The organism is Yersinia massiliensis (assembly GCF_003048255.1).
GTDB classification, from domain to species: Bacteria; Pseudomonadota; Gammaproteobacteria; order Enterobacterales; family Enterobacteriaceae; genus Yersinia; species Yersinia massiliensis_A.
On sequence record NZ_CP028487.1, the window covers coordinates 2,695,129 to 2,717,338 of the forward strand.

Consider the following 22,210-nt stretch of genomic DNA (forward strand, 5'->3'; position numbering starts at 1 on the left):
TAATGATGAACATAAAAAACTATCCAGACTCTATTGATTTACTTGATTTTTTCGATAGTGAACCTGTTTTTATAGATTTAAGCTCGGGAACATACTCTTATCAGGTGACTGATTGTTTAGGCATTAACGTTACGTTCACATTTTCTGTGGTTGAGGGTTGGATAAGTGCTGAAGTGAAAATAGGAGATAAAAAAATACAGTATTTTATAGTTGAAGGAGTGAGTGAGTTTTCAATTGTAAAAGATGTAATGGCCAAGTATATCAGCGTGAAAACACTATCTATTGATAGAGAGTGCAAGGTTGAGCTAAAGATTAAACCTAATATTATATTGAATATTAGTTCTATCATTCGCTAATTCATAGCCTTTACCCAACACCATGAATATTAATGAAAAATACTCTTCTTTGTCATATTTACTAAGGTGTTACTTTAACCAGGACTTTGAGGTGTTGTTTGGTAACGTAGATGAAACATTGGCAGCTTATAAAGCAACTGAGACTGTGGAAGAGCGGTTGCAGATGAAAGCTGAAATAGATTATCTGTTGGCACTTTCTCTGCCAGATGATGAATTACAGGACATCCTGCTTAACAAAATTGATTGTAACTATTATTACCCCAATGAATGGTCTTCATCTGAGGAATGGTTGAGGCATATATATAAACAAATGAACTGAAAACTCCCGGCCACTGGGCGGGATCTTTTCTTCTAAGCCCTAAATCTTCCCACTTCCCGCCGCTGTAACCGGATCAGACCGGGCGCAGCGGTGACGCATAGTCGTTCAACATTGGTGATCCAAGACTCGGCAACCGATTCTGACATGTTAGCCGGTAAAGACATCAGTCTGACCGGTAAAAACGTCGCCATTTTGGCGGCTGAGAACCAAAGTAGCCAAACCCACAGCGTCGAGCAAAAAAGTAGCGGCCTGACGCTGGCCCTGTCTGACGCAGTCGGCAGCGTCCTGAACACCGCGGTGACCACCGCCAAAGATGCCAGTGAAGAAAACAATGGCCGACTGGCCGCCCTGCAAGGCGTGAAAGCGGCCCTCGGTGGCGCTCAGGTGAGTGGCGAAACGGTGAAGGTTGATGTGGGCCGTGACTTGTTGCTGCAAAGCCAGCAGGACAGCGACAATTATGATTCGAAGCAGACCAGTACCAGCGGCGGTGTCAGTGTCGCGGTGACCGGAGGTGGTTCAGCCAATCTGAGCATGAGTCAGGACAAGTTACACAGCAATTATGACTCGGTGCAGGAACAGACCGGTATCTTTGCGGGCAAAGGTGGCTTTGATATCACCGTCGGCGAACACACCCAGCTTGATGGCGCAGTGATTGCCAGTACTGCTGACAAGAGTAAAAACAGTCTGGATACCGGCACGCTGGGCTTCAGTAACATCGAAAACAAAGCCGATTTCAAGGCCGAGCATCAAGGTGGCAGCCTGAGTACCGGTGGCCCGGTGGGGTCTGACCTGCTGAGTAATCTGGGTAGCGTGGTGCTCTCCGGTCTGGGTAATGATGGTCATGCCGCTGGCACTACGCAAGCAGCCATCGCTGATGGCACGATTACCATCCGCGATACCGATAAACAGCAGCAGAATGTCGATGACCTGAGCCGTGATACCGACAACGCCAACGGCAGTATCGGCCCTATCTTTGATAAAGAGAAAGAGCAGAACCGCCTGCGAGAAGCGCAGCTCATTGGCGAGATTGGTGGTCAGGTCAGTGATATTGTTCGCACGCAGGGCAGAATAGCGGAAGAAAAAGCGCTGAAAGACCCAGAAGCGATTCAGGCGGCAAAAGAAGCGCTGGCTCAAAAAGGGATCTTGACGCCAACGGAAGAACAACTGACCAACCAGATACGCAATACCGCCATGGCGCCTTACGGTACTGGCAGTGCCCTGCAACAAGGCATTCAAGCAGCGACGGCAGCGATACAGGGGCTAGCGGGCGGTAACATGGCGCAGGCACTGGCGGGCGCTTCAGCACCGTATCTGGCGGAAGTCATTAAGAAAAGTACCGGCGATAATCAGGCGGCTAACGCCATGGCACACGCCGTGCTGGGTGCAGTCACTGCCTATGCCAGTGGTAACAGTGCATTGGCAGGCGCTGCGGGTGCAGCAACGGCAGAACTGATGGTACCGGTGATTATCGCGGCGATGGGCTGGGATAAAAACAATCTCTCGGAAGACCAGAAACAGACGGTTAGCGCGCTGGCAACACTGGCAGCAGGACTAGCGGGTGGCTTGACCGGTGATAGCACCGCTGATACGGTTGCGGGTGCGCAGACAGGGAAAAATGCGGTTGAGAATAACTTCCTGAAGGTTGTTGCGGAAGGTTGCGCTATCGCTGCGCCATGTCGTAGTAAGGTCGCAGAGCAGTTACTGGAGATAGGCGCAAAAGCGGGTATTGCAGGGTTGGCAGGGACAGTCGTGAAGGATATAGCGGATAAGATGACGTCCGATGAACTGGAGCATCTTGTTACCTTGAAAATGATGGGTAACGATGAGATCACTAGTAAATATCTGAGTTCGTTGCAGGATAAATACGCACCTTTTCATACCGGTAACCAAGACACAACAGGCAAAGGACCGAGCAATACCGGAGGAAATCAAACGCTAGATCTTAGTGGTACACCGACTCATACCGGAAACAATCAATCGTCAGGCCAAGGAGCTACGAATACCGGGAACACGGACGGTAAGCCTGATACTGGTGGAAACAGCACGGTAACACCTATCCCTAATGGTCCGAATAAAAATGATTTAGCTTATATGTCAGAAAAACCATTAGGACTAGGTTCAACTGGCAGAACGGAACCAAATTCCTTGCAAGAAAAACTAGCAATGGAACAGACTTTATCTAACCCTGCTGCTGGTCACCCTCTGCCACTTCCCATGGCAGATACACGATGGCCGAAAGAAGATGGCTGGGTGAAAATGACGCAAAGCATTAACGGCGTCGAAATACATTACGTCCGTAATACGAAAACTGGTCAGATAGATGACTTTAAATTTAAGTAGGTACAAAAAATGTTGATTCTATGTAACTCGACGTCCGGTAAGGACCTGCCCGATAACGCAAGGGTTATGGGGGAAACTGAAGAGACAAAATTCACTCCTTTGGAAATAGGTGTTGAATACAAGGTTTATGGTGTCATGTTTTACTCAAATCGGACTGACTTTTTACTCTGTCCTGAGGAGAATATGCCTCTTTGGGTGCCTTCAAATCTTTTTGAAGTCTTAGATGATAGGTTTCCAAATGATTGGGGATGTGTCATTACAGAGAAAAAAGAAGGGTATGTTGACCTATATGAGGCCTTTGGAATCAGTGCGATATGTGGCTATCTTGAGTTGGTTAGGTCGTATCAGCATTATCTTGGTATTCTCGAAAGAGAACCGAGTGAATTGCAAAAATTTTATATGTACAAGACGAGTTACTGAAAGGTTCCGTCCAAATGGACGGACTTTTTTGCTTGTACGCTTTGAAAACGTCCACTTCTCGCCGCTGCAACCAGATAACACCGGACGCAACGGCCACTCTCAATACAACTGAAAGTGGGTAATGCGAGACTTGCTAAGCCCGTCATGGTGCATAACTATCTGAGCAGCACGGAAGATAGCTTCCCAACGGAGTGGGAACGTCAAACAGAACCTGATGCATTGAATCATAAGGATTTGGAAAACGTTCTTGCGGTTCGCCCCCATATGAAGGGGAACCGTTGAACAACTTCTGCCCTATCTTTGATAAAGAGGAAGAGAAAAAGAAAGAGTAGAACCGGCTACCTTTTAGAGGAAGATGCCGCTTTTATTGATGTTCGTCTCTCTGACTCTGAAGTTGTCATATTCTCAGACGGCTTAAAAAAATGTTTTAAATACGATTCGGATGAACAAATAAATCAGTTCACTGAATATTCAATTAAAGAAGCGTTATCTTGGTTTTAGCCAATCTCTTGGGTCTAATAAAACCCATGGAGTCTACGCGATATATTTCTAAAAAATATAAAAAACCGGATTAATATTAATTTCACAAACTAGGACTTTATTAAAAATGAATGTAAAAATGATGGCAACACTTGCATCAATGATCGTTTTAACAGGATGTGCTAGCTCGCTCAAACCCGAAACTGTCAAAGCTGAGAATGGGAGTTCGGTTGATGTATTTAGTGTACCAGCCTTAGCAGAACTGAACGATAATCGCATAGCAGACAATAAATTGCGTGAAGTCACACCTACCCATAACACGGTGGGAAAAAGCCTAGCGGTATTATCTGTGTTAGCTGGGAGTTTTAGGAGCAGTGATTTTGATAAAGAAAACTATAAAGGAACTGCCATTGATTCTTTACCAAATCCAACAGATACATATCTCACCCCAAAATTGAAGCAGAATATTAGTCAGTGGATGGCTAAAAATGCCAGTGGGTATGTCTACAAGCAACCGCTTTACATCGGTCACGCAACATGGGCTCTTATTTTCAAAGACGCTGCAGCAAATGACACCATGTATCAGTTGAAGTATAAAGTCATAATCTATAAACGCCCTGAAGATGGAAGCATGTTCTCTGCATATGCTGTCGCTGAATGTGCTCCAACACCTGTGGAAGCGACACAGGCTGATTGGAGTGCAAATAGATATGCTAAAGTAACCACTGAAACAGAAAAATATATGAACAGTTGTTTGCTCGAGTTTAATAGTCAACTTCCACGCTTACTTAATAAATAAACGAGACACTTGAAAGACGCCAGACATCATTGCTGGCGTTAATTGTTGTAAATAATGAGGGGCAGTGATTCACATCCCTAGATGGGTATCAACTTGTTGTATTTTATGTCACCTGAAAAAAGTCATAGAAAAAGTCGTGAGTTTTCATCGCGTACCACTCTATTTCCCCCGAAGAGAATTAAATATACTCAAAACACGCATTGAAGAATCGCAATTGTTTCGGCTCATAAATAAATTTCAGTCCGCAAATATCTTCCTTGTGCTGATAGAGTTTGATAATACCATCTGCAACAACATCCATATGCGCGTAAGTGTACACTCGGCGAGGAATAGTCAGGCGAACGGTTTCCAGTTTGGGTCGGTGATGATCGCCAGTCTCTTTGTCACGGCCAGCAGAAATGATACCGCGCTCCATACTACGAACGCCCGTCTCCATATAAATGCTTGCTGCCAGACTTTGCGCCGGGAATTGATCCTGCGTCAGATGATCACAAAAACGGTGAGCATCAAGGAACACAGCATGGCCGCCCACTGGCTCGACAATCGGAATACCAGCACTCTTCAGTTTGTCACCGAGGTAGCGAACCTGCTTCACGCGATGCTCAATGTACTCATACTGCATTGCTTCGCGCAGACCAATTGCCATCGCTTCCATATCGCGCCCCGCAAGGCCGCCGTAGGATGGCATTCCTTCGTAAACCACCACTAGCTCTTTCGCCATCGAGAACATTTCATCATCGTCCATACACAAAAAACCGCCTATATTTACCAAGCAGTCTTTTTTGCCGCTCATGGTGCAACCATCGGCATAACTGAACATCTCATGTACGATATTTTTAATACTCTTGTTTTCGAAGCCTTTTTCCTGCTCTTTAATGAAGTAAGCGTTCTCCACGCAGCGCGTCGCGTCATAAAACACTTTAATTCCATGCGCCTGAGTCAGTTCTCTAACAGCACGCATATTAGCCATCGAGACTGGCTGCCCGCCCGCAAGGTTAACTGTCACAGCAAGGCAGATATAAGCAATATTCTCTGCCCCTTTATGATCAATCAGCATTTGTAGTTTTTTAAGGTCAATATTACCTTTAAAGGCGATATTCAATGCTGCATCATGTGCTTCGTCTCGAACAATATCTACAAAGGTTGCGCCATTCTTTTCTTGGTGAAAACGCGTAGTAGTAAAATACATATTTCCTGCAACATATTGACCTGGTTTAATGGCCAGTTGGGATAAAAGGTTTTCTACCCCTCGCCCCTGATGTGTCGGAATAATATGTTTAAAGCCAAACAATTCGCGAACGGTTTTTTCCAGATGAAAAAAATTTTCACTTCCTGAATAAGCTTCATCACCCATCATCATACCGGCCCACTGCTTATCACTCATGGCATTGGTGCCACTGTCTGTCAGCAGGTCTATATAAATATCTTTAGAGCTTAACAGGAAGGTATTATAGCCAGCTGCCCACATTTTATTTATGCGTTCATCACGCGAAATCATTGACACAGTTTCAACGCTTTTAATACGGAATGGTTCTGCCGGATAATTCATTTCACTCTCCAGTCAATAATGGTAATGTTCACATTCGGTTTAAATGAAACATATACATCCCATTATCAACTGAATAATGAAATGTAAATATGCATCGTCTGAGCCAACAGAAATAATAATATTATATCATTATGTAGGAGATGACAGTATAAGGAAATGGTCTTGTACGAATTAATGAATAGCAATAATAGAAAACATGTAAAGACGATGAATTCAAATTACGCAAGCTATATTTATTTTTTAATGTTCAACAAGTTACTCCCCCCCGTTGAGTTTCATTGACCAACAGGCCATTTAAGAGAGAGAAGAAACCGAAAACTAAACTTTCCAACTTCTTTTATATAATATGAAAGAATATGTATACCAAGATAATTTGTGATTATTATCACTATTCCTCATCAAATAAATGACCATTCTCGCTAATTATGTAAAGTAAATTTTACAGAAGAGATACATTAAAGTGAGTTAGATGCATACAACAACCAAAGTAACCGTCAACACGGTTACTTTGAGAAAATAATCACTCGGAGCAGTAAACCGTATCCACTATTCAATAAATCCCAATTTAAACTGTGCCTTACCTGCCAGTGACATCAGTTCGAGGTTCTCTGGATAGGAGGCTAATAACGGGAAGAATACAGAACCGCCAATAATACTCCGGCTATTGGATCCTGCTGGCCGCAACCCCCATATATTTTGATAGGTCATCGGTACATTCTGTCCGTTAATCACCGTGTTGCCGATATACAACATGATATGCCCCGGAATATAGACCAGCGTGGTGAATGGCTTGCCGTGTTCCGTGAGATAGCGGATCCGTGCACTGGTATCCTCTTTACTGAGGTCAACAACACGGGTTGCAGCCTTTATCTGGTCCGCCGAGTTTCTGGGAAGAAATATACCGAAAGGCATCAGTAAGCTGCGTATTTCGGCAGAGCAGTCGTTATAGAAATTATAATTTCCCCAACCATAGGGTCTGCCTTTCATCGACTTCATCAACGTTGCGATATTATTGGGCGTCATTTTCCACGGCATAGCAGTGAACTCGCCTTCTTTCAGGTTGACCCAGCGAATTTTCGCGCGACCATCAACGTCACGTACCGGTATTGCGGTCAGAAAAAGGGCCGACTGTTTATTGCGAAATGGCAAGATAGTGCCGGGGCGGGCTGTGAAATAATACTTTCCGTTTTCATGGACGGAAACCGGCTCTTTAATGAATGCGCCCAAACTTTCTCTCGCCAGCGTCAGCCATTCGGTGACAAATTGCTGATCCACCCCCGCGATATCTTCGCTGTGAACCCATCCAGTGACCGATGGGGATATGACGTATTTCCAGCTCCCGTCGCGGCTATCTGCAAGGACGTACACAGGGGTACCGGGACGGATGGCCGAGTCCTGTAAATTGTCAAATGGGTATCCCTGCCCGGCTTTGCGAGGGTCGTCATAAGCCGGATCTGCGGTCGGAAGTATTCTGACCAGTGCTTCTCTGACAGCAATAGCCCGACCGGAGGGGTGATAAACAGGGTCAATGCTGGTATTCGCGTTATCGATTATCGCCTGTTTCCAGCCACCCGAATGGACCCTAAAGTTTTCTCCCCAAGAAACACTGTTCTTATCGAGGTGCTTGTTAATGCTGGCATCGCGGGCACTTTCAGCGCCCTTGTCTAGGATGGATGCGATGTGATGGGGGTTCCAAGGCGACTGTTCATCTTGCCCCATACCAAAATAGTGGGATTTGAGGACAGAAAAATGCCTTTGCTGCGTGGCGGCATCGATGACTGGAATATGCATTTCAGGGCCAGGGGGGAACCATTTATCGACAGACTGCGAATAATTCTCCAGCGGGAAAAGCGATTTAGTTGGGTCAATGTTTTCTGCTGATACAGACATCGTGTTGTTCACTTGCGACTGGAATGGAGGGGTATGGCATGCCGATAACAGCAGAGGAATCATCAAATAAAGGGGCTTCACGCCGCCAGACAGCTGAATTCTTTTCATACCGTCTCTCCGGTAATATCCTGCTCAGTCAGCCTGCGACACAGCAATGTCCGGTATCGAATACATGTATTATCTATGCGACCAGCGTGCAGCTTTTCTGTCCATGCCTGTATTTTCATCTTCATCTCCGTGAAAGGTAAAATTCCTTTTTACTATTACCGATGATGTATGTGATGGATACAGAAAAGCCCCAGTGGTTAATTCCCGGTTTAAGAATAGGGACGCTTATAAGGATGAATAAGAAGGTCATCACATGACCTTCTTATTGTTATTGCGCCACCTAATAGCACCCATAATATTTTTGAAGTTTGCTATTGAGTACTTCGCTTTACCCCAATGGCGTAAACATCGGCAATAATAACGAAAGTTTGATGACAATCGCGTTGGCTATATCCAAGAAGAATGCACCAACCATCGGGACAATCAAAAACGCCACATGTGAAGGACCGAAACGCTCGGTAATCGCCTGCATATTAGCAATGGCGGTGGGTGTCGCCCCTAAACCTAAGCCACAATGCCCAGCGGAAAGCACTGCCGCATCGTAATTTTTACCCATCACCCGATAAGTCACAAATATGGCATACAGCGCCATCGTCAGCGTCTGCACAATTAAAATCGCCAACATGGGCAATGCCAAAGAAGCCAACTCCCATAATTTTAGACTCATCAGTGCAATGGCAAGGAAAAGCGAAAGACTGACGTTACCCACCACCGAAACCGCGCGATCGAATACCTGATAAAATCCAGTATAAAGAAGTAAGTTACTGAGAATAACCCCAATAAAGAGCACATATACGAATACCGGCAATGCGAAAATAGTCTCTGCCAACATTCCCGCAATATAGCGACCCGCCATCAAACAAATGGTAATCATGGCGATAGTTTCGACTAAGACCAATGCAGTAATCACTCGCCCGGACTGAGGTTTTTCGAACGTCGTCGGTTGCAAGCTATCTTCCGCCCTCCCTTCTGGCGTAGCGGAGTGCTTGATAAGATAAAGTGCCACTGGGCCCGCAATCAATCCGCCCAAGACTAAACCGAACGTTGCGCAGGCCATAGCAACTTCCGTCGCATTGCTTAAACCGTAACTATCCGTAAAAACAGCGCTCCAAGCAGCGCCTGTTCCATGCCCACCCGAGAGGGTGATGGTCCCGACCAGCAGTCCCATCAGCGGATCCAGACCTAGCAAGGTCGCCATGCCGATACCCACCATGTTTTGCAGCAACAATAGCCCTATCACGACCACAAAAAATCGAACCAAAACCTTACCGCCCGCCCGTAAACTGGCCAAATTTGCATTCAGCCCAATAGAGGCAAAAAACGTTAGCATTAATGGGTCACGCAGCGAGGTATCAAAGTTGGCTTCCCAACCTGTCGTCTGATGAATAAGCAGAAAGAGTAATGCGAGTAATAATCCCCCCGCAATGGGTTCGGGAATGGCGTATTTTTGCAAGATAGCAATGTGCTTGACGCATTGCCGTCCAAGCAATAGTACCAGCGAAGCAATAACGAGCGTGCCATTGGCATCAAATTGAAACATATCGAAGCCTCACCTATTTAAAATAATGATCTGTTATTTGAGTTTTTGGATGGGTTTAACAAGTCGATATAGGAGGAATCATTGTGAGGCTCCTGCAAATCCTAGGGATAGGAAACACACTCATGGGATAGTTTTATCAATAAGCTTTATCGCTTTTAAGTGTGGCTCATCAATAATAAGCGTCGTTCAGTCTTTATTGGGTAAAGAAGATTAATAAGCGTCGAGTCATTACACTCGACGCTGACAAACATTTATTTAGTAAACAATTAGCTTACAAACTCAACCGCGCCGCCATTGAGGTTATACATGGCACCAACGATTTTAATTTTCCCTTCTTTCTCTAGTCCGCGAAGGATCTCACTTTGTTTGCGTATTTCTTCGATCGTATGCAGCACATTACTTTTAGCGACAGCATCAACAAACTGAGCGTTTTTGCCGGTTCTTTCACCGCTAAACTCAGTTTTAGCAATGGCAGGTTTAATTTGGTTCAACAGCCCGGTCAAATGACCAAGCTCTACACCATCGATAGCTCCACGTACTGCGCCACACGCAGTGTGTCCCATCACCAGTACAACTTTTGCCCCCGCGGCAGCGCAGGCAAACTCCATGCTACCAAGTAAATCATTATTGGAAACATTACCGGCAACACGGGCATTAAATGTCTCACCAATCCCAGTATCAAAAATAATTTCAGCCGGCGCACGTGAATCAATACAACTTAAAATGACTGCAGCCGGAAATTGGCCTTCAGCACTGGCACGTTTTTGCGCTAAATAGTCATGCTGTTGCATCTTGCCATTTCTAAAACGAACGTTACCTTCTTTCATTCCAGCAATAATTTGATCCGGCGTGAGTTTATCGCGTTCCTCACGCGTTAATGCTGCCGCATAAGATATCCCAGGCACGGCTAAAGTTAGCCCGCTGGCAATACCCAGTACAGACATGCCGACTGCACCTTTTAATAAGGCACGACGTTGTTTGGAATGTTTGCTATCTGTTTGACTGATCGGGGATTCTGACATTCTTATCTCCTCAAATATTATTTTTTGATACATCTTTGTGTAGACACTATAGGGAATAACTAAAAGTGACTATGAAAAGTAGTTGATTATTAAGCAATGCTTATTATTTTCAGATGTTTCTTGTCTATATTCATGAGAGATCCCGCGTGTGCGGCCTGGATAAAAATCACAGAATCAGTATGTTATGGTTACGATTATAGTTGATAGTTTTCTTATTATTTATTCTACAAAGTCTCGGGAAAGGCAAGATTAATCTTGTTAATAGGAGGGGGGTGAATGCTAACCACATAATAATATTAATTAAAATATTCCAGCCGCAATATTTCGCTTGAGAATGCTCGTCATAAATATCATTTTAACTAATCTGGTCAAACTCTGTTTTCAATTAACATTTCGACATCTTTTTATTGTTCTTGATTAATTGACACAATATTCCACTGAGTTTGTAGGGTTATACCTCGTCTACACGATTTTCTTTTATCCAAAACAGGAAAAAGCGACGTTTACCTCATACCACTGTCATCTTCGTGGCATCAGGCCGATACACCTAACACCACGATATTCTTGATAAAATCTAGCTGTTGATAAAATCTAGGTCGTCATGCCTTGTTTTAGGACTTAATCGTTTTTCCAAAGAACTGATCTAACTTACCCATGGCTTGATTGACATATTCCGGTTTCCAATAGGTTTCAATGTGAGTCGCCCCCTCAATGAGGAATAATTCTTTATCTTTCGCATGGGTCGCGTTTTTAAAGGCCTTTTCGGTCATATAGAGGGAATCGGCTTTACTACCAGCCATCATTAATAGTGGCTTATCAATTAAGTCCATATTACTGGCCGCATCGAACCTCATTAAGTCGAGTAAACTGCTGGCGGTATATCTGAAGGTTGAATTAGGATGGGCATGCGTTTTGCCGTAGTACTCAAAACCTTGGCGATACAAATCAAATGGTAATTTGGCAATTTGCTCATCTGTCAGTTTGGCATCGCCAATGTAGATGATTTCTCCGCCAGCCGCTTCTTGCGCTCGCGCATCAGAAGCTTGCTTTAAGCGCTCTTGGATGGTGGAAATCTGTGAGTCCTGATAACCGTTACGTCTCACTAAACCAGAATCAAACATACTTAATGTGGCAATAGCGCTGAATCGTTTGTCGGTTTGCGCCGCTTTTAGTGAATACCCCCCCCCACCACAGATACCCAATAGACCTAGGCGGTCAGGATCAACACCGGGGTATTGGGTGATAAAGTCGGCCATGCCGTGAATATCCTCAATGCGATAAGAAGGTTTGTCTACATTACGGGGCTGCCCCCCACTCGCCCCTTGATATGCCGCATCCGCCGCAATGGTGATAAACCCTTTTTCGGCTAAACGCTGAGCATATAGACCCGCAACCTGTTCTTTCACGCCACCATTAGGGTGCGCCACCACGACTGCTGGGTATTTTTTGGCTGGATCATAATTCGCTGGGGTATAGACGTTAGCTGAAATATCTAAACCATTTAGTTTATAAGTGACCGGATGAATATTCACTTTGCCTTTCACATTTTCAGTAATTGCGCCGTCATAAACCAACGTGAAGGGATTTAATTTGTAATCTGCTGCCATAACGCCTCCCGATGAAAGACTGATTACCGCTGCTAATAATGTCGACTTGAAAATAGTGCATTTCATTTAAGTAGCCCTCTAAATATTTAGAATAAACAGATAATTATCTAAACATTCCGCTTAATTATATTAAGGGAACTCAGACTTTCAAATAGTCTAAGGAGGATTGACTGACATCAGCATGACCAGCGGATAACATTTCTGTCAGTTAGCTAAATAGCTTTCCTGACAAAATTGTCAGGAAAATGTCAGCGAGCTGTTAGGCCTGTTCCGTTAGAATGAAGGTAATAAGACGTTTATGACCCATCGTGCTATTAAAGGAGTGACAAACATGCGACTGCTCTTAGTTGAAGATGAAGAAAAAACATCTTCCTACATCAATCGCGCACTCAGCGAGCTGGGGTTTACTGTCGATGTCGCGGCTAATGGTACGGACGGGTTATATCTGGCCCTCGAATACGAATATGATGCGATAGTGTTGGATGTGATGTTGCCCGGCATGGATGGCTACGGCGTGCTGGAGGGGCTTCGGGCCTGCAAACAAACCCCCGTGTTGATGCTATCTGCTCGCGGTTCTGTGGATGAGCGCGTCAAAGGATTGCGGCTTGGCGCAGATGATTATCTGCCAAAACCCTTTTCACTGATTGAGTTAGTGGCCCGTATACAAGCGTTGCTCCGTCGCCGCCCTAGCGATGGCGCGGATGTCACTCAGTTATCGATCAGCGATCTGCATCTCGACTTATTGGCAAGACGCGTCACACGAGCAGGTGAACGTCTTGAACTCACCGCAAAAGAATTTGCCCTGCTTAGTCTGTTAGCCCGACATCAGGGTGAGATCCTGTCAAAAATGATGATTGCGGAACAGGTCTGGGACATGAATTTTGACAGCGATGCTAATGTCGTCGAGGTGGCGATAAAACGCTTACGCGCCAAAATGGATACGCCCTACCCAGTCAAGCTGCTGCATACCGTGCGAGGCATGGGATATGTCTTAGAAACCCGCCCTGAGCAGCAGATTAAAGGGAGGGCAACCCCATGATCAAACGCTCTATTTCAGTACGGTTGGCACTGATGTTCGCCCTTGCTTCTGTTCTGATCATTTCAGCCGTTGGTATTGTGCTAAGAAGTTCTCTGCATGATTCATTGCAAAAGCAAATGCATAACGAATTGCGGTTCAGGGAATCGCTCATGGCACCGTGGATCCTTTCGCGCACCACCTTGGATGGCTGGCAAACACTGTCGAGCAAATTTACCGATTTGGCGACTGCGGAAGGGGGACGAGTACAATACTGGCTACTCAGCGATAACCCCCAACTTCAGATTGGAGGCCCTCCCCCCGTTGGCGTTCAGTGGGGTTCACTGAAAAGTGGGTTTAGCAAAGTTCCCGGTGCAACAGAGGATTCATGTTCATTATTTATCTTTGTGGCAGAAATACCTGCCGAAGGTGAACGCCCCGCACTGCGCTACGTCGTCGCGATCGATTCCACGCCCTATATGGGGACGCTGAATGAATTTACTCGCACGCTGGTGATTATTGCCATCATTGGTGTCTTTTTGATCGCGCTGTTGGGATTTGTCATTGCTCGAATCGGTATGCGTCCGGTCAACAAACTCAGCGAGCAAGCCCACCATCTCGCACCAGGGGATCACGGGCAACGCTTGGATACCGCAACACTGCCAGATGAGTTGCAAAAACTCGCTATCGCCTTCAACGGGGTACTTGAGCGGCAAGCGATCGCCTGGCAACAACTTGAGAGCTTTAATGCCGACGTTGCACATGAATTAAGAACGCCGCTAACGAATCTGATGGGACAAACACAACTGGGTTTATCGCGTACCCGCGAGATTAGCGAGCTTGAGGATTTGTTGGCCTCAAATTTGGAGGAACTTGAGCGGATGACATCTATCGTCAACGATATGCTGTTTCTATCTCATGCTCAGGCGGGCGATCATGCGATCCAATTAACGGAAGTTTCACTTCGAGAAGAAAGCTATAAGACTACTGAATATGTCGAACCCTCATTTGCCGAGAAAAACCTCGTCATTCAGGTGAATGGGGACCTTTCTGCTCAAATTGATCGCCGGTTGTTCCACCGTTCACTGGCAAATCTACTGGAGAACAGTGCCCGTCATGCGATCGATGGCAGTACCGTCACCGTGACGCTCGCCCGCGAAAATAATTTCGCGTCCATTGCCGTGACTAACGTCGGCGAACCTATTGCCGCAGAGCATCTCACACGTTTATTTGAGCGTTTTTATCGCGCGGATACCGCCCGTGCGCACAGTACCACCCACCATGGATTAGGGCTTTCTATCGTCAGGGCTGTGGCAATAATGCATCGAGGTGATGTCTTTGCCAGCAGCAATAACGGGATTAATACCTTTGGTTTTACCCTTGCTCTTGGCAAGCCCACCGATAACGCGCCCAGTCATGAACCTAAATTTAACCCGCATTCTGACAGGCATGTCAGTGAGCAGTCAGCATAGTGACATCAATCATCACGTAAACTTAATGCGATCTTAACTTCATCTCATTGATTGAGCGTACTCACATTAACGGATTGATTGAATATGAAAACGTTGCTTATCGCGCTGGCGACCCTGTTATTGCCAACAACACAAGTCGCTGCTGCGACTCAGGATGACATCACCGTCACACCGTCAGGCTCACCACCCACGACCATCGGCGCACTCGAAAACTTTACCGGTACAGCAAAAGTTGACTCGCGGTTTCAACGCAGTACACCGGCACGTGTTGGCGGCGGTATTGTTTCATTTGATGCGGGCGCTCGGACAGCATGGCATACCCATCCTCTTGGCCAGACACTCATCGTGACATCGGGTACAGGATGGGTACAAAAATGGGATGGTGTGGCCCAACAAATCAAAACAGGTGACGTCGTATGGATCCCGCCTCAGGTAAAACACTGGCACGGCGCATCCGCGAATGAACCCATGACCCACATTGCCGTATCAGAATCGTTAGAAGGCAACACGGTGACATGGTTGGAACACGTCACCCAAGAACAGTACCCAGATTGAGCAAAAACAGGGCGATTGATTAAAATGAGTACCATGGCCAACACCTCTCTTTTGTCGATATCGCCACGAATGACTCATTTATTTTGCATAACTGCCCCGTATTGATATCAGGAGTAACCATTGAAAAATTCACTTAAAACATTTACCACCTGTATGTTAACTGGAGGATTATTAGCAGGTGGATTGTTCATTCAATCTGCTGTTGCTGCCTCAACAGAACCCTTAGTCATCCAATCGCAAGGAAGTTTTGCCGCAGGTGGAACGATGACGACAGCACCAGGGCAATTCGATCCGAAGAAACCTCTAGACCCTGCTGGTCAGACTTATCACGGCGATCACGCCGCCGTGTTTTATCAAATACCTGAAAACCCGCATCAGTATCCCATTGTGATGCTCCATGGTGCTGGACAATCATCCCGTACATGGGAAAGCACCCCCGATGGCAGGGAGGGATTTCAGAATATTTTCCTGCGCCGCGGCTTCTCGACTTATCTGGTCGATCAACCCCGTCGCGGTCAAGCGGGTCGCAGTATGGTAGAGGGCACAGTCAAACCGACGCCAGATGAACAATTATGGTTTAACCAGTTCCGTCTGGGGGTTTGGCCTGACTTCTTCGATGGCGTGCAATTCTCACACAACAAGGAAGCATTAGATCAGTATTATCGCCAAATGACACCCAATACTGGCCCCTATGATATTGGTGTCATTTCGGATGCTCTCTCTGCCGTCGTAGATAAAAGCGGCCCAGCTATCCTATTTACCCATTCTCAAGGTGGAGGCCCGGGTTGGTTCACGGCGATAAAAAACGCCAATGTAAAAGGGATTGTCGCGTTTGAACCCGGTAGCAGTTTTGTCTTCCCCGAAGGTGAAGTTCCGCCACCGATGAAAAATGCGTTCGACACTGTCACAGGGGAATCAGTCCCTTTAGATCAATTCAAAGCGCTCACTAAAATTCCCATTCTGATTATTTACGGTGACAACATCCCAGATAAGCCTACCGCCATGCCGGCACAAGATAGCTGGCGCGCCAGACTGGCTGTTGCCCGCCAATGGCGGGATGTCGTGAATAAGCATGGCGGCGATGTTACGGTTGTTCATTTGCCGGAAATTGGAATCAAGGGAAATACTCACTTCCCGTTCTCTGATTTGAATAACGTTGAAATTGCTGATCAGGTATCAAAATTCCTAAAAGAGAAAAATCTTCAGTAATCCCTTATGAATGGCGTCACTTTTACGCCATTCATGAGTTCAACTAATAAAGTCATGCCGATTATTGTGCCTAATCATATGAGTCTGTGTGCGCTACTCTTTTCCTGCTAATCAAGGTAAATCGTTAATCACGCTAAATCTTAAATCAGAGAGCATCACATGCAAAAACGTATTCTTGGCCATTCGGGGCTTGAAGTCTCAGCATTAGGATTAGGCTGTATGGGGCTGAGTTTTGGTTATGGTCCTGCGACTGATACCAAGCAAGCGATAGAATTAATTCGGGCTGCTGTAGACCGTGGTGTCACCTTTTTTGATACGGCAGAAGTGTACGGCCCCTACCTCAACGAAGAGGTTGTCGGTGAAGCACTGCAACCCATGCGAGATAAGGTGGTTATCGCCACTAAATTTGGCTTTACCTTTGGCGATGACAACAAACAACAGATTCTAAACAGTCATCCGGCACATATTCGGCTCGCCGTTGAAGGTTCTCTACGACGGCTGAAAACGGATGTTATCGACCTGCTGTATCAACACCGTGTCGATCCGGATGTCCCCATCGAAGATGTTGCAGGCACGGTAAAAGACCTCATCGCGGAAGGGAAAGTGAAGCATTTTGGCCTTTCAGAGGCGGGCGCGCAGACCATCCGCCGCGCTCATGCTATTCAACCGGTGACGGCATTACAAAGTGAATATTCACTGTGGTGGCGTGAGCCGGAACAAGAAATCCTGCCAACACTTGAGGAATTGGGTATCGGTTTTGTGCCTTTTAGTCCATTGGGTAAAGGGTTCCTCACCGGAACAATCAAAGCAGATACCACGTTTGGTCATGATGATTTCAGAAGCAAAGTACCCCGTTTTTCACCTGAAGCGCTGGATGCAAACCAACAGTTGGTGATGCTACTCAATGGCATTGCCAGTGAAAAAGGTGCTACTCCGGCGCAGATTGCGCTTGCTTGGTTATTGGCTCAGAAACCCTGGATAGTGCCCATCCCAGGGACAACCAAACTCTCGCGACTGGAGGAAAACCTCCATGCAACTCAGATAGTATTAAGTGAAAACGACTTGCAAAGTATTGCCGCTACGTTGGAAACCGTTCGTATTCAAGGGGAACGTTATCCGGCTGCATTGCAGGCGCGAGTGGGTCGTTAAGTGGCGAGAGCTCGACGTTAATTATCATTATCCCAACTCAACGTTGGGATAATATTTTGACGCGGTGAGCGTTATCATTTAGTGCATGGCATCAGTAAGCTGTTCTTCTTGCTGCAATTTTAGCAACAACAGCTCACGTAACTGGAACTTTTTAATTTTACCCGATGCAGTACGCGGTAAGCCATCCACCAGCTCTAACCGCTCAGGGTATTTATATTTAGCGACCCGTTTACTGCGGAAAAAATCGAGCATCGCAGCAAACGTCAAAGGCTGCTGCTGGTCAGCCAGCACCACATACGCGCAAGCCCTTTCCCCCAGTCTGTCATCTGGCATGGCCACGACGCCGACATCCCGCACTAAAGGATGTGAAAGCAAGATCTCCTCCAATTCTCGGCTACTGATGTTCTCACCGCCACGCACAATAATGTCTTTCTTCCGGCCCGTTATTTTGATGTATCCCTCCTCATCCATCCGGCAGAGATCGCCGCTGTAATACCAGCCCTCTTCGTCCAGTGCGCGGGCGGTTAATTCCGGTTCACCCAAATACCCGACAAACACATTAGGGCCTCGGGATGCTTCTTCTCCTTCTTCACCATAAGGCACTGTTTGGCGGTCTTTATCGACGACTTTAATTTCTACGCCAGTGACCGCGGTGCCATCCGTATTAACCACTCGAGACAAGGGATCATCGAGCTTCACCACCGCGTGTGGCGAACTCTCTGTCGCCCCATAAACGCTCATCAATTTGATGCCGACCTGTAAGCAATCGCGAGTAATTTGTTTAGGAATGGTGGTGCCGCCACATAAAAAGAATCGTAATGAAGAGAGGTCAAAAGGTTGCTGTTGCACGGTACACAATAGGTCATAAACGAACGGTGTTGCCCCCATCACACAGGTGCATTTTTCTCGTTCTAACAAGGTCAGGCAATCTAGCGGATTAAAAACATCTAACAGCACACTGCGTGCGCCGATGATAAACGGAGCCGTCACGCCATGCAGAAAACCGGTCGCATGCCCTAATGGTGCGGGCATCAAAATGGTATCCATCCAATTCAGATTCAGCGTTGCACAATAGGCACGTTCACTCGCCAACACATTGTTATGGGTCAACATGACCCCTTTCGGCACCCCCTCCGTACCCGATGTAAACAGCACAACCGCCAGTTCATCACCCTGCACCTTGACGCAATTTTCCAGCGGGGAATAGTCACGCAACAGTTGGCTCAGTGATGGTGATAACGCCGCGGGGGCTAATTTATCGACCGCCACCACCTGTTGTAGATGCGGAAGTTGAGCGCGCAACGGTGCCACCATCACTTCCGGCGACGTATTTTTAAACAGGGTCGGAACAAATAAAATCCGCGCCTGACTCTTATTGAGAGTCCAAATAAGTTCGGTTTCACGATAAGCAGGAAGCAGCGGCACCGACACGGCCCCCGTTTTCAAACAGGCCAGATAAATCAGTGTAAATTCGCACCAACCGGGCAGTTGGAAGGCCACTCTATCACCGGGTTGAATACCACAGTCCACGAGATAAGCAGCAAGACATCCCGCAGCATGGTCCATCGCAGCATAGGTGTAGGAAGTGCCTTGATTATCGAGCACCGCTATTTTATCCGGTGCCACTTGGACTGAATGATGCCAATAGTCAGCCAGTGAGGCATCTCCCCAATAGCCCTGTTGCCGATACGCATGCCTGCGTGCCTCGTTAATATTAATCGTTATCGTCATTCGTGTTATCTCACTGATTAACCGCAACTGGCTGATTAACCAAAACGGAACTCAACACCAAACGTACCCTGAGGGTATTCCCACTTTTCAAGGATCGTATTGCCACACAGCACTCGACACGTGCCGCATTCCAGACATCCGGCATAGTCAAAATGAATATTTCCAGCGTCGTCTTGCTTGTAAAGACCCGCAGGACATGCGTTTATCAGCTTACGAAACTGCTCACGGTCAGGGTTTTCAACCAAGACAATGTGCGGATGACCCTCATCCACATGGAATTTATTGATGCCTAATTTGACATCAACATTGACCTTATTTGGACTGTTCATAGCGCGGTTGCCCCCTTAATCCCGTCCTTCAGCAAATTGATGATCCCCACCTTCTTCGCATGATTAAGTATCTTCTTACGTATCGGTTTGCTCGGGCTACCATCGATAATGAACATATCCGCCATGATGTCAGCGATCATGCGGGGGTACTGCGTAAACATCCGTGGGTTTTCCATCATTGCAGGCATCTTACGGAAATGATGCATCTCCTGTAGCACGAAACTTTGCTCCAGTTTTTTCTTGTAGCTCATTAGCCCACTAGCAGAAAAGTCCTGCTGCTGTTTAGCCTCAATGGCGGTTAATGCAGCCGCTTCTGCGGAGGCAATCGCCATATCCATACCGCGCACGGTATAACCGAGATTCAGGCACAACCCTGCGGCATCGCCAACAATCATCACACCGTCGTTCACCAATGGCGGCACCATCTCCAGCCCCCCTTCTGGCACAACATGTGCTGAGTATTCCAACAGGATTCCGCCTTGAATCAGCGGCCGGATCGCAGGGTGTTGTTTGAAATCCTCCAACATCTGTGGAACGCTTTTCGTCGCATGTTCGATATCTGCCAACCCACACACCAATCCCAAAGAAACGGAATCCTGATTGGTATAAAGGAACCCGCCCCCCATCAAACCGTTGGAGGGTGAGCCCGCAAACAACCATGCCGCGCCTTCACCCGCCGAGAGATTAAAACGGTCTTCTATTTGTGTGGGCGACAGTGCAATAAGCTCCTTGACCCCGACAGCATAGTGATGAGGTGATGGCGGCGGCACCATGCCAATGGAACGCCCGAGCAACGAGTTAACGCCATCGGCCAGAATAACAATGTTGGCTTCCAACGAGTCTTCACCGGCTTGTACCCCTGTGACGCGAGTGCCCTCCCTGAGCAATGCATCGACCCGAACGCCAGAGATAAATTGCACCCCAGCTTCTTCTGCCTTCTCCATCAGCCAAGGATCGAATCGATTACGCAGGACGGTGTAAGAGGCTTTGTGTGCAATGTCGGGCTGTTCGCTATGGAAATCTAAGGTGACGGCACTTTCATCCGTGAGAAACGAAATTTTTTCCTTGGTGACTTTGCGCTCGACCGGAGCCTGTTGCGCAAAACCGGGCATGATCTTCTCCAGACTGTGCGCGTAAAGGCGGCCGCCCGTCATATTCTTACTGCCCGCGGTATTACCACGTTCAATCACCAGCACATCTAGCCCCGCTTTCGCCATGACATAGCCAGCAATGCATCCCGCTACACCCGCCCCGACGACGATGGCATCAAACTTTTCATCTGACATTGTTTTGGCTCCTTACCCGCCGCAGCACCCATGATTGTCTGCGGCGAGGTGCTCTGGCGGTTAACGATTCAATTGTTCAATCAAGGCAGGAACCACTTTGTAGATGTCTCCCACTAAGCCGTAATCGGCATACTTGAAAATAGGCGCATTTTTGTCTTTATTGATGGCAACTATCGTTTTTGCACCATTACCGCCCACCATGTGCTGAATCTGCCCCGAAATACCCAACGTCAAATAGAGATCGGACTTCAACAGTACGCCGGACACCCCGATATAGCGCTCACGCTCCATCCAATGCTCCCCTTCGGCAATCGGTCGTGAACATCCCACTTCCGCGCCCAGCAGTGTCGCCAGCTCTTGCACCATATCCAGATCAGATTGAGAGACCAAACCACGCCCGACACCAACCACACGTTTCGCTTTACTCAGGTCAACGCTGCTCAGCGATTTCGCACGGCGTTCCTGACACAAAATTTCCTGACGTGGCGTCACATAGCTGGCCTGATAGACGGGGCAATCGTGCGCAGGATTAGCCGCGATCGGCTCAACCGCACCTGGTGCCAAGGTCACAATGGCGATAGGTGTCAGCATTTTCTCCCGACCAAACGCTAGCCCCCCGTACATCCGATGCTCGGCAAAGGTGCCTTCATCACTGACGGATAGAGACGTGACATCATTCACAATCGATGCCCCTAGCAACACGCCCAATCTGGCGGCTAAGGCTTTCGCACGTTTGGTGGCCGGCAGCAAAATCAAGGTCGTTGGCGAGGACGCCACCGCGGGTTTTTCTATCAAAGAAACCAGTGTTTCAGCATAATTTTCAATACGCTGTAGCGCAGATTTCTCGGCCAGAACATAGAGTGCATCAGCACCCAGTGGCTTCACGGTAGTGATCGCGTCATCACTCTGTACCACGGCGTTAACCTGCGCTCCCCACTGGCGCGCACCCGCTAGCAATTCGGCGTAGCGATCAAGATTGTCGCTGAACACCCAGACATTCGTTAATTTGCTCATTGTCATTTTTCTCCGTAAAG

At 47.0% G+C, this 22,210-nt stretch carries 19 protein-coding genes; 10 read left to right on the forward strand and 9 right to left on the reverse strand.

The window, feature by feature from the left end; genetic code table 11:
* The first annotated feature begins 2 nt into the window (after window positions 1-2).
* From DA391_RS12560 to DA391_RS12580, 5 genes are all read left to right on the forward strand, one after another.
* A complete protein-coding gene (locus tag DA391_RS12560; RefSeq protein ID WP_145566097.1) occupies window positions 3-356 on the forward strand; it encodes a hypothetical protein in 354 nt (117 codons plus the stop codon).
* Window positions 357-447: 91 nt separating this feature from the next.
* A complete protein-coding gene (locus DA391_RS12565; protein WP_108087770.1) occupies window positions 448-675 on the forward strand; it encodes a contact-dependent growth inhibition system immunity protein in 228 nt (75 codons plus the stop codon).
* Between the two features lie 90 nt (window positions 676-765).
* Window positions 766-3,015, forward strand: coding sequence for a VENN motif pre-toxin domain-containing protein (locus DA391_RS12570; protein ID WP_315850855.1), 2,250 nt, complete (start codon window positions 766-768; stop codon window positions 3,013-3,015).
* A gap of 66 nt (window positions 3,016-3,081) precedes the next feature.
* A complete protein-coding gene (locus tag DA391_RS12575) occupies window positions 3,082-3,435 on the forward strand; it encodes a hypothetical protein (RefSeq protein ID WP_129111493.1) in 354 nt (117 codons plus the stop codon).
* A gap of 607 nt (window positions 3,436-4,042) precedes the next feature.
* A complete protein-coding gene (locus DA391_RS12580) occupies window positions 4,043-4,714 on the forward strand; it encodes a DUF6139 family protein (protein ID WP_050285941.1) in 672 nt (223 codons plus the stop codon).
* Window positions 4,715-4,892: 178 nt separating this feature from the next.
* On the opposite strand, the gene DA391_RS12585 is transcribed toward DA391_RS12580, so the two are convergent.
* From DA391_RS12585 to DA391_RS12605, 5 genes are all read right to left on the reverse strand, one after another.
* Window positions 4,893-6,263 (reverse strand): tyrosine phenol-lyase, encoded by a 1,371-nt coding sequence (locus DA391_RS12585; protein WP_108087771.1) that lies wholly within the window; start codon window positions 6,261-6,263, stop codon window positions 4,893-4,895.
* Between the two features lie 546 nt (window positions 6,264-6,809).
* Window positions 6,810-8,261, reverse strand: a complete 1,452-nt coding sequence (locus DA391_RS12590) for an SH3 domain-containing C40 family peptidase (protein ID WP_240624726.1) — start codon at window positions 8,259-8,261, stop codon at window positions 6,810-6,812.
* Between the two features lie 328 nt (window positions 8,262-8,589).
* A complete protein-coding gene (gltS, locus tag DA391_RS12595) occupies window positions 8,590-9,801 on the reverse strand; it encodes a sodium/glutamate symporter (RefSeq protein WP_108087772.1) in 1,212 nt (403 codons plus the stop codon).
* Between the two features lie 266 nt (window positions 9,802-10,067).
* Entirely contained in the window at window positions 10,068-10,823 is a 756-nt protein-coding gene (locus DA391_RS12600) for a carbonic anhydrase (RefSeq protein WP_050081492.1), read from the reverse strand.
* A gap of 611 nt (window positions 10,824-11,434) precedes the next feature.
* On the reverse strand, window positions 11,435-12,430 hold the full coding sequence (locus tag DA391_RS12605; RefSeq protein WP_409994395.1) for an alpha/beta hydrolase: 996 nt from the start codon (window positions 12,428-12,430) through the stop codon (window positions 11,435-11,437).
* Between the two features lie 331 nt (window positions 12,431-12,761).
* Between DA391_RS12605 and DA391_RS12610 the strand changes: the two genes are divergently transcribed.
* From DA391_RS12610 to DA391_RS12630, 5 genes are all read left to right on the forward strand, one after another.
* Window positions 12,762-13,469, forward strand: coding sequence for a heavy metal response regulator transcription factor (locus DA391_RS12610; RefSeq protein ID WP_057650716.1), 708 nt, complete (start codon window positions 12,762-12,764; stop codon window positions 13,467-13,469).
* Complete coding sequence (locus DA391_RS12615) at window positions 13,466-14,917, forward strand: heavy metal sensor histidine kinase (RefSeq protein ID WP_108087773.1); 1,452 nt, start codon at window positions 13,466-13,468, stop codon at window positions 14,915-14,917. Before DA391_RS12610 ends, DA391_RS12615 begins: the two co-directional genes overlap by 4 nt.
* A gap of 84 nt (window positions 14,918-15,001) precedes the next feature.
* A complete protein-coding gene (locus DA391_RS12620; RefSeq protein ID WP_108087774.1) occupies window positions 15,002-15,472 on the forward strand; it encodes a (R)-mandelonitrile lyase in 471 nt (156 codons plus the stop codon).
* A gap of 120 nt (window positions 15,473-15,592) precedes the next feature.
* Window positions 15,593-16,681, forward strand: a complete 1,089-nt coding sequence (locus DA391_RS12625) for an alpha/beta hydrolase (RefSeq protein WP_108087775.1) — start codon at window positions 15,593-15,595, stop codon at window positions 16,679-16,681.
* 159 nt (window positions 16,682-16,840) lie between these two features.
* A complete protein-coding gene (locus tag DA391_RS12630) occupies window positions 16,841-17,830 on the forward strand; it encodes an aldo/keto reductase (RefSeq protein WP_050285952.1) in 990 nt (329 codons plus the stop codon).
* A 78-nt stretch (window positions 17,831-17,908) separates the two neighbouring features.
* On the opposite strand, the gene fadK is transcribed toward DA391_RS12630, so the two are convergent.
* The 4 genes from fadK to DA391_RS12650 are packed head-to-tail and all read right to left on the reverse strand — an operon-like array spanning window position 17,909 to window position 22,190.
* Window positions 17,909-19,561 carry a medium-chain fatty-acid--CoA ligase gene (gene fadK, locus DA391_RS12635; RefSeq protein WP_108087776.1) on the reverse strand — a complete coding sequence of 551 codons (1,653 nt, stop codon included), beginning with the start codon at window positions 19,559-19,561 and terminating at the stop codon, window positions 17,909-17,911.
* A gap of 35 nt (window positions 19,562-19,596) precedes the next feature.
* A complete protein-coding gene (locus DA391_RS12640; RefSeq protein WP_057650706.1) occupies window positions 19,597-19,890 on the reverse strand; it encodes a ferredoxin in 294 nt (97 codons plus the stop codon).
* Window positions 19,887-21,176, reverse strand: a complete 1,290-nt coding sequence (locus DA391_RS12645; RefSeq protein ID WP_108087777.1) for an FAD-dependent oxidoreductase — start codon at window positions 21,174-21,176, stop codon at window positions 19,887-19,889. Before DA391_RS12645 ends, DA391_RS12640 begins: the two co-directional genes overlap by 4 nt.
* Before the next feature lie 60 nt (window positions 21,177-21,236).
* Window positions 21,237-22,190: an electron transfer flavoprotein subunit alpha gene (locus DA391_RS12650; protein WP_050081502.1), complete on the reverse strand. Its 954-nt coding sequence runs from the start codon at window positions 22,188-22,190 to the stop codon at window positions 21,237-21,239.
* Window positions 22,191-22,210: the final 20 nt, after the last annotated feature.